At 34.6% G+C, this 15804-nt stretch carries 9 protein-coding genes, 1 tRNA gene and 3 pseudogenes; 5 read left to right on the top strand and 8 right to left on the bottom strand.

Translation table 11 applies throughout. From position 1 onward, the window contains the following. Positions 1-230: 230 nt before the first annotated feature. Positions 231-1196, top strand: a pseudogene (locus tag ACFIKI_RS01800) (integrase); the annotation flags it as partial. A 140-nt stretch (positions 1197-1336) separates the two neighbouring features. Here the strand turns inward: ACFIKI_RS01800 and ACFIKI_RS01795 are convergent. Beyond that, a complete protein-coding gene (locus tag ACFIKI_RS01795; RefSeq protein ID WP_375665534.1) occupies positions 1337-2176 on the bottom strand; it encodes a peptidoglycan-binding domain-containing protein in 840 nt (279 codons plus the stop codon). Between the two features lie 1010 nt (positions 2177-3186). Between ACFIKI_RS01795 and ACFIKI_RS01790 the strand changes: the two genes are divergently transcribed. After that, positions 3187-3504: a DUF5330 domain-containing protein gene (locus tag ACFIKI_RS01790; protein WP_375665398.1), complete on the top strand. Its 318-nt coding sequence runs from the start codon at positions 3187-3189 to the stop codon at positions 3502-3504. A gap of 166 nt (positions 3505-3670) precedes the next feature. After that, positions 3671-4081: a SufE family protein gene (locus ACFIKI_RS01785; RefSeq protein WP_375665533.1), complete on the top strand. Its 411-nt coding sequence runs from the start codon at positions 3671-3673 to the stop codon at positions 4079-4081. A gap of 92 nt (positions 4082-4173) precedes the next feature. Here ACFIKI_RS01785 and ACFIKI_RS01780 read toward each other — a convergent pair whose 3' ends face one another. Continuing rightward, entirely contained in the window at positions 4174-4611 is a 438-nt protein-coding gene (locus ACFIKI_RS01780; protein WP_375665397.1) for a MucR family transcriptional regulator, read from the bottom strand. Between the two features lie 840 nt (positions 4612-5451). Here ACFIKI_RS01780 and ACFIKI_RS01775 point away from each other — a divergent pair. Continuing rightward, positions 5452-7544, top strand: a pseudogene (locus ACFIKI_RS01775) (S9 family peptidase). Positions 7545-7625: 81 nt separating this feature from the next. Here ACFIKI_RS01775 and ACFIKI_RS01770 read toward each other — a convergent pair. Beyond that, on the bottom strand, positions 7626-8228 hold the full coding sequence (locus ACFIKI_RS01770) for a superoxide dismutase (protein WP_375665396.1): 603 nt from the start codon (positions 8226-8228) through the stop codon (positions 7626-7628). 1195 nt (positions 8229-9423) lie between these two features. On the opposite strand from ACFIKI_RS01770, the gene ACFIKI_RS01765 reads away from it, so the two are divergent. Next, positions 9424-9498 (top strand) — tRNA-Gln (locus ACFIKI_RS01765). A 206-nt stretch (positions 9499-9704) separates the two neighbouring features. On the opposite strand, the pseudogene ACFIKI_RS01760 reads toward ACFIKI_RS01765, so the two are convergent. From ACFIKI_RS01760 to ACFIKI_RS01740, 5 genes and pseudogenes are all read right to left on the bottom strand, one after another. Then, positions 9705-10106 (bottom strand): annotated as a pseudogene (locus ACFIKI_RS01760) (toxin-activating lysine-acyltransferase). Positions 10107-10387: 281 nt separating this feature from the next. Next, on the bottom strand, positions 10388-10573 hold the full coding sequence (locus ACFIKI_RS01755; RefSeq protein WP_375665395.1) for an HlyD family efflux transporter periplasmic adaptor subunit: 186 nt from the start codon (positions 10571-10573) through the stop codon (positions 10388-10390). An 11-nt stretch (positions 10574-10584) separates the two neighbouring features. Next, the gene (locus ACFIKI_RS01750) at positions 10585-11214 is read right to left on the bottom strand and encodes a hypothetical protein (RefSeq protein WP_375665394.1); all 630 of its coding nucleotides are present in this window, start codon (positions 11212-11214) and stop codon (positions 10585-10587) included. A gap of 79 nt (positions 11215-11293) precedes the next feature. Beyond that, positions 11294-14533: an autotransporter outer membrane beta-barrel domain-containing protein gene (locus ACFIKI_RS01745; protein WP_375665392.1), complete on the bottom strand. Its 3240-nt coding sequence runs from the start codon at positions 14531-14533 to the stop codon at positions 11294-11296. Between the two features lie 376 nt (positions 14534-14909). Beyond that, positions 14910-15695, bottom strand: a complete 786-nt coding sequence (locus ACFIKI_RS01740; protein WP_375665391.1) for a DUF1499 domain-containing protein — start codon at positions 15693-15695, stop codon at positions 14910-14912. Between the last annotated feature and the right edge of the window lie 109 nt (positions 15696-15804).

The following is a 15804-nucleotide window of genomic DNA, read 5'->3' as shown; positions in this document are numbered from 1 at the left end:
TTATAAAATTCACTGTGCGCTACCATCTTTACACTTATGAAGGAATATCATAATTATGCAACATATTGATTTATAATGATAAGTTTAAATTCTTATCTTGAATGAGAGTCTGAATATCATAAGATTCTCTCATTTCAAATTTATTCCATGTTGAATCAGTCAAATTCATTTGTTTTCACATAAGTAATATTAGCGTATGGGGGAAAAACATTAAAGAAAAGGCTTAAATAATGCCTATAATGAACCGTCTCAAGTGCCAAGAGCTAGCACAACATTAGAGGCAAAGTGTGTGATGGTCCCAGCTTGCTCCTTCATAAGCATCAAGATGGTAGTGCACAGTAAGCTTATCATTATACCATTCACGCACATCATTGTGAAATAGGTTTGGATGCCTTGAGAGATGTTTCTTTAAAGAAAGCACGTGAATGTGCAACTCAAGTATATTTTGTTTGGGGCGTTCTGTTTTACATGAGAGGATGTGACTTCATTAAAGAACGTGAGAAACAAAAGCGGAAGCAATACGCGTCATCTCCATTATCTAAAAGACATTGCTTTAGATGCTTTTGAAAGCCGTAAAGCAGAATTAAGAGGAAATGGTAAAGGTGAGAAGTGGTTTCTACTTTTAAAACTTCATATTTTCCCCAAATTAGACAGCCTCTTCGTTTCAGAGATTAGGCAAACAGAGATACGCAATACCTTTGCTCCATCTGGTATACCAAAAGCTGCAACAGCAGAAAAAGTACTGAACCACCTTAATATTTGTTTCAAACATACTGCAGCGTTAGGTTTTTATGTTGATTTACAGGCGACAACAAAAGCACGCGCTTTCTCAGGCAAAAAACTTCATAAAATGCAAAATAGATTAGCAATGGATTGGAAAGATTTTCCCGCTTTTTGTCTAGACACTCAGTAAAACGATAAAAATGATACATTTGGTTTTGCTTTTGCTTATCCTTACAGGTGTTCGCACAAATTCTTTGTATTATATATGTGAAGATCAGATTGATGAGGATATTTGGGCTATCCTTGCTCGAGAATATGAAAAGAAGGCGTGATTCTACAACAGAATTTCGCGTGTCCTTATTATCTAAAGCATTGGAAATTTTAAAATAAGTGCGTTTGCTTTCTCGCAATGGTTTCTTTTTTCTGCTAGAGGTCACGATCCCTTTGCTATAAATTGTATGGCTCAATATGTAATGTGCAAGAAGACAGCTCTGATTAATTTAATATAAGAGAGCTTGAGATGAAGGAATATTTTCGTATTCGGGAGAGGGCATTCAACAAGCAAATTATCATTATAAATTAAGAAATTTTTTGATAATATTAATGATTATCTTCAATTTAATAGACCAATTTCACGCATTTTTATTAAAATTGTGTGATTAATTTTACCAGTTACAGGAAGGTCAAACATTTGTTGAAACTGTTTTAAAGCTTCTATCGTCTTTTGATCTTCTATTCCTGTGACAATAACCTCCTCATGACCAAAGATATGTAAAGCTTTTTGTACCCGTATAATATCTTCAACAGAAGGCTCTAAAACAGCTTCTTTTGAGTGTGTTATATTTCTTTTTGTTTTATTTTCCATTTCTATTTCGCTCTGCTTAATTAATAGCGCAATTTCATCTGTTGTAGAATTGGGTAAAACATTATTTTGCATTTTCTGAGCAGCTTGTTGTTTCCATAGAGTGATCGCACGGCGTATTTTAGGTCCTTCTAGTCCATCTAATGGTCCATCATAAAGTCCTAATTTTGCTAATTCTTTTTGCTTTTCCAGCATGCTTGCTGATTGAGAGGGTAAAGGTGAATTTGTGTGGTTATAACTTTGAGAATGTACAGAAGTTACACGAGAGAGTTCTTGTGATCTTGCTTCTTTTTTGGATAAAGTAGAGCTCTTCCCTATACTTTGAGCGGAAGAAAACTTCATTTGAGTGAAAATACCTTGATGTGTTGTCATTTGCGAAAATAAAGCATTAAATGAAACAAATAAAAAACTAATAGTAAAAAGAATAGATCCAACAAAAAATAAAGTATTTTTTTGTGTATAGAAATAAATATTTTTGATACTCCAAAAAATGAAACGAAAAATTATAAGAAAAAGTGTGATAACGATACTACTAGAGTATTTACGGTGTTTTACAGTTTTTTTTCGGGTCGTCTTTCGTTTTGTTGTCATCATTTTTATTTTCAGTTGCGTTTATGTTTCACAAAGAAACGAATGCAAATTAGTTCTTACTTTTCGCTAGAGAGAAATGCATTTACATTATTGTTTTTTCCTTTCAAACTCCTAGAATAAGCATCTTCATTCTATCAATGTATAAGTTGATCAATCAACAAGAGCTCTTATCAATTTTTATTAATTTCAGATTTTACAAATCTTTAATATGTATAAAGAGAACATCAAATGATTAACGTTCAAGATCATTTTAGTGTTTGCAAACTGCATTATCACATATAATCATCTCAATAATAATATCACGTTATTCTTCATTTTTGGCGCAAATGTTTGCCTATCATTTAAAAACAAGTTAGAGATTATTTTTCTATAACGTTAAAAAGATAAGAGTCATTATATTCTTTACAATTTACATATATAGGGTTACTTTTCTGTAAACGGTTTGGTGAGAATACTGGTCTCTTAAGGTTATTATATTTTAGTGTAGCTACTTTTATATCAATTAAATTGATTTACAGTGTTATAGAAAAACTTGCCTTGAGATGGAGTTATAAGAGATGAAACAATTGTTTGATGTTTTGATCGACATATTGATCATGTTGATGATGTGCTAGTAAAAATTTTATATAATATAAATATTTTATCACTACTAGAGTCAGAATAACAGAATTTTACTCTTTTTAGCTTTTTCAACTAAGCTAAGGTGGTGAATTGTTATTTAAAATAAGTATGTATACAACATGATCATATCTCTCATTTTTTACCATAGTATGTTCATTAACATGATCAGCCTGTAAGTGTATAATTTTGATATTAATTTTTTACTGAATAGACAATGTATACTATTTTATACAGAGGAATTGTGTCATATTTATAAAAAAGCCAATTATACAGATCCAATACATGAATACTCAATTTTATAAAAAACACATTTTATAAATTGTTTATAAAGCAACAGTGTATAAAATGCTTCTTTTATTGTATTTACCACTGCCGTACATTGATTGTCCATGATACGTTTTTTAATCAAATTATCATTTCTTTTATTTTTTATTTTTGTCATTATTTCATTTTTTGTAGCAGATCCAAGAAACAACCATTCTTCTAGCCCCAAAAATAATGAAACAACAACGAGTGATGTGATTATTGCTTTTAAGGAAGCTTTACATGATTTAGGGACATTTTGTGGCCGTAATATAGAAATCTGCAAAGTAGGAAAATCCTTTTTAAGTTCACTTGGCGAGCGCGCATATTACGGTGCAAGAGCTGCTTATGAATATTTGGGGCACATATTAGGCAACAAAAATAATACAAAGATCTTCCCTTAATGTTTCTCGTAAAATGGAAATACAAGAGTTTTTACAAAACCATACAATGTTATCTTGAAATAAGAATTTTTAACGTTCTTCATGTTATTTATGTTAGGAAAATAAATATTTATCTATCAAATAAGTGTATTTAACATGATGATTAAAACGAAACAGGATTAAGATGATGGCGGAAACAATCGATAATATTATAGAAAACTTTTCGCTTTTAGATAATTGGGAAGATCGTTATCGGTATGTAATTGAGCTTGGCCATGAACTACCGCCTTTTCCGGAAAGTGCTCGAAATGATGCCCACAAAGTTCGTGGTTGTGTTAGCCAAGTGTGGCTTTTATCTTCACGTAATAATTCAGAAGATCCAATATTAACGTTTCAAGGTGATTCCGATGCCCATATTGTGCGTGGACTCATTTATATTCTTCTTGCTTTTTATTCAGGAAAAAAGGCTTCTGAAATTCGCAATTCTGATGCTCAAAAGCTCTTTGAAAAACTTGGTTTAAATGAAAATCTTACACCACAACGATCAAATGGTCTGAAATCAATGATCAAACGGATTCGTAACGAAAGTTATATATAATTCCTTTTAGAAAGGGCTATACATACAAAAGCTTGAAGATACGTATACAAAAAACAACTTTACTCACAAGACCATTTTTTTGCAAAGTAAGATTATTTGTTTTTTTTCCGTTTGCTTTTGTGTCCAAGACCCATTTCTTTGGCTAAAGCTGATCGTGTTTTTGCATAATTAGGCGCTACCATAGGATACGAACTGTCTAACTGCCATTTTTCACGATATTCTTCTGGCAACATTCCATAATGCGTCATGAGATGCCGCTTTAAAGATTTAAATTTCTTTCCATCCTCAAGGCAAATGAGATAATCAGGAAATACTGAACGCTTTGGATTAACGGCAGGCTTTTGTTTTTCGACTTCGACGTCTGTTAACTCTAGATTTCCTGCTCTACGAAAAGCAGCATGGACATCAGCAATCAAACTTGGCACTTCAGTCGGTCGAATAGAATTATTACTCACGTAGGCAGCAACAATATCAGCAACCAATGTAATAACTAAATTGCTTTCAGTCTCTAAGACTGGACGATGTTCCATTCTTGTTTCCTTTAATTAAAATCGAGTAATTCAAAATCAAGATATAGTGCATATACTCATGATATAAAGATCTCATGCACATGGGTTTCATATTGTACAAAAATCTTTTTTGTCAATTAAATTATTCTATAAAATTGCCAAAACACAAAAAAATCAAATAAATACCTCTTTTTTGTCATAATATACAATAAGAAAAACAAAACTTTTACATATTAAAAGATAGTTTTATTCTATAACATATCCTGCATAATATACAATATATCACAAATATAAAAAAATATAGGATAAAATTTATTATTTTTTTGATAACCTAAAAATAAAAATATTAAGTATAAAAACAAAAAATATAGATTTATTATTTTTATTTTGAATACTTATAATTTAATAATATTTTTTAATAAACTTTAAATTTATTTTTTATAATTTTATAGTTATTAAATATCAGTAACAAAAAAAATCTATATTATAAGATATCATATTTATAATAATAACGCTTTATTAAAATGATATATAATATTTTAATTTTTCATGATATAATGATAAAATTTTTATATATAGTTATTTTTTCTCTAAAAGTATTCATTTATACTGTTTCAAAAAACAACAATCCTTTTCTCGTAACTTAATTGTTTTATCAATCACTTCTATTATACAAGTGGTATGATATCCCTAAAAAACAATAGCTGTAACATGTAATGAATAGAAGGATATTAATTGTAAAAATTATGATAGCGCTATTTTTTCAAGTGAGTAAAACTTATAGATTTTTACACTTGCATCAATAATTATGATTTTAACATATAAACGAAACTATTAACATATTTTAATATAGGATTGTGTATGACTTGCACTTTTACAATTCCTCCCAAAGCATCTAGAATCTCTCATAAGGAAATATATCATGGTATTTTTCGAGATGATTCGTATCATTGGCTACGTGCGTCTAACTGGCAAGATGTTTTTAAAAATCCTAACTGTCTTGACTCAAATATTCGACATCATCTCGAAAAAGAAAATGCTTATCAAGCGGCTCAAATGGCTGATACAAAGCCATTACGAGATTTGCTTTTTACTGAAATGAAAAACAGGATCCAAGAGAATGATAGTTCCGTTCCTATAAAAAATGGATCTTTTGCTTACGGTTTTTCTTATGTTACCGGGGGGCAACAACCACATTATTTTCGTATGCCAAGAAATGGTGGAGAAAAACATGTTTATCTTAATGGTGATCTTTTGGCTGAAGGTAAAGAATATTTCAACTTTGGTTCAGTTCAAGAATCTCCTGATCATAGATATGTAGTATGGACCTATGATGATAAAGGATCAGAATTCTATACAGCTAAAATTCGTAATTTAGAAACATTATCTGATTGTATGGACATTATTACTGACACATCCGGACAGATTATGTGGGATGCTCAATCTGAAGGTTTTTTCTATACAAAAGTGGATGACAATCATCGACCTTCAGAGCTCTATTATCATCGCTTAAACACTGATCAATCGCAAGATAAGCTTATTTTTCGTGAAGATAATCCAGGTTTTTTCTTAGATGTAAGCGGCTCTAAGCTTCATGATGTTATTTATATTAATATTCATGATCATGAAACCTCAGAGATTTGGTTAATTCCTGCTAAAGCGCCTCTTAGCGTTCCTCAATGTGTACGCAAACGGCAAAAAGGTATTGAATATTCACTTACAGAAGGTGGTGATGTCTTTTATATTCTTACCAATTTAGATAATGCAAAGGATTTTAAAATTATGGTTGCGCCATATGCGGCGCCGCAATCAGAAAATTGGTCAGAGTTTGTTCCACATCAGCTTGGATGTTTGATACTATCTCATGATGCGTATCAAGATTTTCTGATCTGGCTCGAACGTTTTGAGGGGCTTCCTCGTATAAAAATTATGGAGCGTACGACGAAACAAATCCATTCTATTGCTTTTGATGAGGAGGCTTATTCTTTAGGTCTGCAAGGTGCAGCAGAATATAACAGTCAGTCCATTCGCTTTTCGTATTCATCTATGACAACGCCTGATCAAGTATTCGATTATGAGATGAAAAGACGCAAACGAATATTGTTAAAGATGCAAATAATTCCCTCTGGCCATAATAAAGATGAGTATATAACGCGACGTGTTATGGCCATTGCAGACGATGGTGAGAAAATTCCCATCTCACTTTTTTATCATAGAACTACTCCTTTGAATGGTCGTGCACCTTGTCTACTTTACGGTTACGGTGCTTATGGTATCTCTATACCTGCCAGTTTCAATAGCAATGTACTCTCTCTGGTAAACAGAGGTTTTATTTATGCCATTGCTCATATTCGTGGGGGAAAAGAAAAGGGCGTTGAATGGTATGAAAAAGGAAAACATCTTTTTAAATATAACACATTTACCGATTTTATTGCTTGTGGGCGCTATCTTGTAAACAATAAATTTACGGCTCATGATCGGCTTATTGCGCATGGTGGTTCGGCAGGAGGAATGTTGATGGGTGTTATTGCCAATATAGCTCCACAGGATTTTGCTGGAATCGTAGCCAATGTGCCTTTTGTTGATGTTTTAACAACGATGTTAGATGCCTCCTTACCACTAACACCTCCTGAATGGCCAGAATGGGGCAATCCTCTTGAATCACAAGAAGATTATAAACTTATAGCTTCTTATTCTCCCTATGATAATGTCAAAGCGCAAAAATATCCCCCTATGCTTGTGATAGCAGGATTAACTGATCCTCGTGTAACTTACTGGGAGCCTGCAAAATGGGTAGCTAAATTGCGTGAATTTAAAACAGATGATAACGCAATTTTATTACGCATTAATATGGATTCAGGGCATGCAGGTGCAGCTGGACGTTTTTCAAAGCTAGAAGAAGTTGCCTATATCTATGCATATATTCTAAAGATAGCAAGAAAAACTGTTGTTAATCTATAATATCTCTGCATTAAAAGCCCTATAATGCACTGGATTATAGGGACTTTTATAGACTAAAAAATTATAGAGACAGCTTACAATCCACAATCTTCATAAAGTTTCAAAACATAATCCCAATTAATCAAATTATCCACGAAAGCTTCGAGATATTTCGGGCGAGCGTTGCGGTAGTCAATATAATAGGAATGTTCCCACACATCAACGCCTAGAATAGCTTTTGCATCATGAATCAAAGGATTTTCACCATTAGGTGTTTTCATAATTTCAAGCTTGCCATCTTTAACCACAACCCACGCCCACCCAGAGCCAAATTGGGCACCAGCAGTAGCAATAAAATCAGCACGGAATTTGTCATAGCCACCTAGATCAGATTCAATAGCTTTTGCTAGTTTTTCAGGCATCTTTTTACCACCACCACCATTTTTCATCCAATGCCAAAAATGATTATGATTGTAGTATTGCGCTGCATTATTAAACAAACCAATATTTGTTCCAAAACTTTTTTTAACAATCTCTTCAAGGCTTTCATTTTCCAAGCCTAAATCTTTCACCAAGTTGTTGGTATTATTAAGATAAGCGAGGTGATGCTTATCATGATGATATTCAAGCGTTTCGCGTGACATATAGGGCGAAAGAGCATCGTAATCATAAGGCAATTCAGCCAATTCAAAAGCCATTTAAAAATCTCCTCGATTCTAATTTTAAGCGCCTAATTTGCCATTTGCATCACCTAAAAGCAAATGTTGAATGCGTATTTGTATTAATTAATTTAATGTCTCTCTTTGTAAAGGAGCTTTTAGGCAATGTATGCTCATCAATAAAAAAAGGGCACTAATCTATATAAATATTGCTTCAAAAAAATTTTACATCTCTGAATGGGTAAAAAATATCATTAGCTTTTGAATGAAAAGTAAACGGAGATAGCTATCATTTCTTGTTCTTGTACCTTAAAATATTTTTTCAAATACGAGACAAATTGTTTTTAATTTTTGTAAAATTTTTCCAATTTATTGATATGGTGTATCCATGGTGTTTGCAACAGAATATTAAATGTTATTTTTTAAGAGACATTTCTCAATGTGCTTGATTTCATTTTATAGCGCTCCCCATGAATAATATAACGTAAAAACATTGGAGATTATCATCTTTACATTTATGAAAGGGCGCACCGGCATCATCATATATTTTACCGGTCCTCAATGTTATCACAGCTTTTGTTTTGAGATGGTTTATAAGAGTATTTTACTCTTTAATCTTTTATCGTTTTTTATCCATACTTCTGCTTGTGACAAACGAGAGAATGACTTTGATTGGTTCAATATAAAAGAATTTGAAATGAAAAAATCTTACGATATTTGAGGTTGTCACTCAGAAATGCAAACTGATTAATTTTTATTATAAGTCAATATTTATCTTATGTGGATATTGCTGATTTTTGCACAGATTAAAAAAACATTTTGTAAATTTTATTACACCTGAAGGTTTATACATATTGATTAAAAATAGAATTTTCTATAGAAAGCTTATTATGTTTATTGTGCATTATCAGAGCAATTGTTTTGATTGAGCAAGATGAGATTTGGGTATATCAAGAAAAAGGCATATGCTGATTTATTCAATACATGAGTAAACGACAAGATTCTCATTTTATGCTCTTAGAAAGTTAATAAAAGGGTATAATAATTGGTGGATAAATGGTTGTTGTGTTAAAGGTGCAGCTGTATATTAGTTTTTGCTGCAAATTTGTATTGATGTGATACCATACAAGACTTAGAATCTTTATGATAAAAAGTGAGATCTTTGATTTTCAGATATTGCGTCCAATCACAGGAATCGCTATAAGGTACAAAAGTAATTGTAAAGCATGTTTTTTGGGGTATAGCCAAGCGGTAAGGCACCGGTTTTTGGTACCGGCATTCCCTGGTTCGAATCCAGGTACCCCAGCCAGCCTTTAGTGAAATGAATCAATTATAAACTTGAGAGTGGATTAAACCTCTTAATTATCTTTAGCAATTCGTATCGGATTGGTCAGAGGGGAAATACGCGTCTGTAGCGGAGTGGCTCTTACTATAACATAGCCAAAATAGTTATTTTAGGGATTTTTCTTTATAAGAGTGGGGTTTAAATGATTTATGCACACTTGCTTTAGAAAACTATTTGGCTGGATTTTGTGCTCTATAGCAACACCAGCGTGCAATTTTTCGTATTCCACCATCTTCATTACGTCGTACAGCATAGCAATAATGTTGATTAGGAAATATATTTCGTTGCATATCGCGTACAATATGAGCAGTATGGCCATAAGGTGCTACACAATCAATAAACCATACGTATTTTCATTCTGCCAATTGACATCGGGTAAAAATTCTCCCTTTTAAAACATAGATTGATGATTTTTTTCATCTAAAAAGCCAAGTGATAAAGGCACAAAATTCTCCACGTTCATTTTTATAGAGTTTATATTGCCTAGTCTGTAAGGCGGGTCCTATGTTGCGTTCAATATCCCAAATTCGCCAGCGGCGGTATAAGGGAGATGTAAGCATTAAAACAACCATGGCACCAAAAGCCGTAAAAGGATCTATGAATGATGATGAAGGATTTTCATGCACACACATTAATCTTTATCTTTCCTTTAGAGATTGTTCTAAAATTTTGGTGATAGGTTCAGCGAAATAAGAAATGAGACGCCGTTTTGAGGTAATGACATCTGTTGTCACAGTCATGCCAGGGATAAATTTAAGTTGTTTGTTACAAAGTGATGTGATCTTGGTCAATTTTGATTAAAACAGCGTAGACACCATTAATTTCTTTATTATAGCGCGCTGTAGCGCCTACATTAACAGACTGTACCGTGGATAAAACCGAAACGTTTAGGCGGAAAGGCAGAAAACTTGATGTAAGCACGTTGGCCCTTTTCTAAAAAAACAATATCTCGATTGTCAAAAAATGCTTCAATAATGAGACCGCCCGTACCAGGGACAATGCGCATGAGCGTTTTACCAGCCTCTACAAAGCCGCCCAAAGTATGGATACTTAAATCATCGATACGTCCATCAACAGGTGCATAAAGTGATAAGTGGTCAAGATGGTATTGAGTGCTCTATCAAGCTTTGCTTTTAATCCTTGAAGATTCAGTTCTGTTTCAGGCGAAAGTTGGCGATAGCGGGCGATTTCATCGGAAATGAGACTTTGCCGTTGTTGGCGGAGGGTGTTTATTTCGGCGGCATTTTCTTCCAAACGTCTTTGATTGGTTAAAATTTCATGCTCGACATTTTTAAAGTCATGTAAATGCTCTAAATAAACCGCTTGGCTAATGACTTTTGTTTCCATCAGGCTTTTTGCAGCTTTTAATTTTCCTTGGCTTAATTGACGATCATCTTCCAACCTATCTAATTGCGCATGTTGTGTTGCACCGCTGCGCTCGACACGGTCCGCTTGTGCTTTTAGCGCTCTTAATTTATCTTGGAGAGATTGAAGGGCAGCGCTAATGAGTATTTCTCCTTCTATTCTTGCAGTCTGATTGCCAGAAGGAGGAACTGGCAGATAGGCAAGTCCTTTGGTCACAAAATCTTTATCCAAAGGATTGCTTTCAGCAAGAAGTGTTGTAGGTATGTTATAAAGAAAAGAATAACCGGTATTCCACAGTAGGTTTGTGCAAATCAAAAAGGCCACACAGTATAGAGTTGTCCAGCCTTTTTTATGCAAGCAAATGGGAAAATAACGCTCACTTTACAGCATTTTCTTAGAACTGATAACGTATTCCACCAGAAAAGCTCACTCCTGTTATACCCGTTTTTTGCAGCTTTTGTTGGTAACTAACATCAGCATGAAGTGCGATATTGTGGGAGAGTTGTGCATTGATGCCCAAACCGACTTCAATGGCAGTTCCGACAGGATCAAGGTCAAATTCCTTACCAATCTGTATTTTTCCATCATTACTAAAGGTTTTAAGAAAGTTCACTTTTCCATAAAAAGAAAAGAGATGATCGCTTTCGGCAGAAACAGTTTTAGTTAAACGTCCGCCAATCCGAACCAACCATTGGGAAGGATTTTTCATATCAATTTCTAGATTATCAGCATCTTTTATGGTATCAAACGACAATTGTTGATAAACAATTTGTGCTTGTGGCTCAAACTTTATCCCTGCCATTCCTGTAGCAAATTCTTTTCCAATGGTAACCGAAGCGCTCAAGGTTTTGGCACCCTTCAAGTTTGCGGCATTCTTGATGTCAGCCGTAGTGATATTTCCATCGATCATGCCATAGGAAGCTAGGACATCGACATATAAGCCATTGTTGTGTTGTATACTGCCATAAGCTGTAACCGCCCATTTATTGAGTGTGCTTTTGTCTGCACCCTCCATATCCTTAGGTGTGAAAGAGAGTTTCCCATAGGTTCCCATAAGTCCAAAATGCATGGTGACATTTTGGCTTTCCATTGCAGCTAATGCACCACCTGCTTGTACGGCAGCATAGCGAATATCAGCGCCATAGCCATATTTGAAGGGACCACGCTCAGAGGTTAAGGTAGCAGTGCTACCATAGGATGAAAAGAAGAAAGAATAATTTTGTGTTGTACGGATATCAGCTAACAATTTGCTTTGCTTAGTAATGTCGGTAAAACCAGCGTAGAAGAGAGCGTTAGGCATCACGATATAGCTTGCCACTTGCGGTACGACAGCTTCCACATGTGGACCAGGGACAGAGCCACCGGAACCGCTACCGCTACCGGAGTCAAGAAATGCTTTATGCAAGCGAAAATCCCAGAAGTTTTCATTTTTTTCATCAAAGAGGTTTTGCTCAATATTGGCTGTGCCATGGCTCGATTCTGGTCCATAAGCAGTTAGTGTGTATTTATAAGGCAAACCATCTCTTGTGATATAACCATTGGCTAATTTGAAGGAGTTTTCCATCGCTTTTCCAGAGACTTGGATAAGGGAAATACCGCCTGTATTCGAGGGGGCCGCAGCATTTTCTACACTGTTTTTATCCCCTACATCACTCTTGATATAAACTGTTGTTGTACCTGATGCATCGCCATGAATGAGAACGCGATCGGTTTTCTGATCATCTACAGCAACCCCATCGCTCCATGCCATGTTAAAGTGGATTTCTGCGTTTCCAGAAGCGTTATAGATCTCTGGAGTATCTTTTTTACCAGAACCGATATGTAATGTGTGATAATGGTTTTCTACTGGCTTTTCAAAAACAATTTTGCTGTCATTGAGGTTGAGTGCAGAAACATCAGAACGTGATCTTTGAGTGATATCAAGTAACTTGCCCGCATCATCTTTTTCTTTTGTGCTGGTGTTCACAAACCATGTTGTATTGTTTTTGAGATCAAAGCTTGTTTGTCCATTTTCGTCATTTCTTACACCACCTTGTAAGACAGAACGGTCTGCGGAGAGTGAAAAGATTTGATTAGGTTTTGGTGTATCATGGATTATCCCTACGAATAACCTATCGGCTCTGATTTCTGAATCTTTGAGGTTGAGTTTACCATTTGATGAATTGTTGGCAACAATACCCGTTCCATCTTCGATGAGAAGGTTTGTATTGGTCAGGTTTATTTCTGAAGTTTGATCGTTTTTTGAGTTGTCAAAGCGTATCCCATTGCGCTGTGCTTTTGCAGAAATATCTGTGACATCAATATGTCCGCCATCTTTTACGACAAATGCTGCTCCTTTTGCACTTACACTCCCTCCCGTCATTGTGATTTTGGCTTCTTCACCATCTACATGGAGGCCGTCATTTTTAGATATTACTGTGACATTATCATTTAAAGTAATTGTGCTACCTTGCAGAGTTTGTACTTCTCCACCAAAGGAACCTCCGCCCGTTACTGTTATTTGGGAATTATCATTAGCCAAGAGAGCCTTTTCTGCATTCTTAACGGTTACATTATTTAAAGAAACCGTGCTTCCTTTGTCAGCACTTACTCCTTTCTCCATAAGAAAGCCATCTTTACCGCTTGATATTTTCACATCTTTCAGCGTGTTTTCTTTGCTTGTGGTTTCAAGGAATAATGCCCCTACTGCTTCGTCTCCTGTGACCTCAATAGATCCTCCTGTCATCTTGATTGTCGCATTATTACTTTGGGCTTTAACACCGATCGTAGCATTTTTAATTGTTGTGTTTCCATTCAATTCAATGGTGCTGGAACCTCTTGCAAAAGCGCCGAATTTTGTTCCTTTTCCATTTGCTGTGAGAGCAACGTCTTTAACATTAATATATCCACCAGCTTTTGTATATAATACACTATTGCTACCGGTAACAGTTCCCCCTGTCATAAAAATTTTTGATTGCTCACCACTTGCATGGAGGCCATCACCCTCAGATGATGTGATTTTAGCCTCATTGTCCAAAGTAATGGTACTACCGCTTTGGGCATCGATTGCATCTTGTTTTGCCTCAAAAGATCCACTAGAAACCATTACTTGAGATTTGTTATCTGCATAGATGCCGCGTTTTGCTTTTGTGACGGTTACATTTTTTAAAGTAACAGTGCTTCCATTATCAGCATTTATTCCTTTCTCCATAAGAAAGCCATCTTTACCGCTTGATAATTTCACGTTTTCCAATATCGTTGTGCCACTGTTATCAGTGTCTGATATAACGCCATAATCGGCTGCAATAACACCTCCTATCATCTTAAATGTACTACCATGCCATATTTCAACACCACTATGCAACTGAGTATTGTTTGCACTTTTAATGGTTGTATCCCATAACTCAATTGAAGATTTGGTTCTAAGGACTACAGCATCCAAATTGTTGTTTATTGGATGACCTCCGGTCAGTGTTAAATTTTTACCGATGACTTTTCCACCATTTGTTGTTTGAATATATTCATAAGTCTTGTTTGATACGTTTTTTACTTCTCCTTTATCAACTTCAAGATATTCAGCATGTACGTTGAGACTTTTGCCAAAAAGCATAATTGCTGCAACAGTTGTACAGGAGAGTAAAGATTTTTTAGACATAGCTGTTCCTTCCTTAAAAGCTCCGCATGTTCTCCCCGCTTAGAAGTAAGAAAAATAAATAATTAAAATTTTAATTACAATACTTACCTATTAGTTAATTTGTTATTGTTTGTCAAATATTATAAATTTACTTATTTAATAAAATAAATCATTTTTATTGTTTAATGCATATTATATTAATAATTAAAATCTTTTAAAGAAAAACATCAAATGAAAGACAAAACAATATTTTTGTTATGAAATAATTTAGGATTGAGATATTTTCGTTTAAAAGCTTTGTCTTGAAAGAGTAAAAGTACTTTCAGTAATAAGTAATAATAGTGGGAACAAATGACAGGTTGGTAGGGATTTTTCTGTTGGAAGTAAGTACAAGTTTCTACTCATCATCTTGAGAAAGAGGAAGTGACGAGATTTCTGTATCAAGCGCATCCATAAAATCGATAATAAAAACAGCATTGGTTCCCAAATCTCTTGGCAAATAACGAGAAGCAGAGCGCATATCAACAAAAGTTGTATTCCCTTCATTGGTTAAGCGTATCACAATGTCTGAAATAAAACCAAGGTAAAAAGTTTTAGCTCTCGTTTCAATATAAATTTCATTTTCTTCGCCTTTGAATTCTCGTTGCGCTACAACAGGCCAATCATAGGCTGCTAAAACATTGAGAACAGATTCGCGAATACGTTTAGGTGAACCATCATAACGGCGCCCCGATATTTCTGGCCATTGTGACATCTGTAATGTTGCTTGTTCAGTCAAAACACTTTTGAGCGGTAAAGCATCGCTAGGACGTATTGTGCGAAAAAAAGCTGGCGGGCTTTGTGTGTCGGTAGAGATATCGTAAAGAGCCGGTAAGGTAAACCAAAGTTCAAAAAAGAGCATCAATGGTGTGGCTGTTATGAGTGAATAAATGATCCCTTTTAAAGCTTTCATTCCCCCTAGAGCACCATAGACCCACAAACTATGAAGTGCTTTAATAGCCAGAAAAAGAGAAATAATTACACAGCCAGTAGAGATACCTATCAAAATTATGAAATCGGTTACGTTAATAACGGAAAAACGTTGTAAAATGACTGAAAATAATAAAATAAAGAACGACAATCCACCAAATCGAGGGGACCATACTGCTGCTCTTGAAACGAACCGAACATATCTCTTCTTCATGAAGTTTTTCCCCTCAATTGTAAACTATAAGCCAAGTTTTTTCAGAGTGCTATCTTACAAAAAGCTTCTGCTCATAAGAGAAAAATAAAGCACTTATTTTTGAGGTCAA

This window comes from Bartonella sp. TT121SHDZB (genome assembly GCF_042193415.1).
Lineage (GTDB): Bacteria > Pseudomonadota > Alphaproteobacteria > Rhizobiales > Rhizobiaceae > Bartonella.
This window is presented reverse-complemented; position numbering and strand designations above follow the sequence as displayed.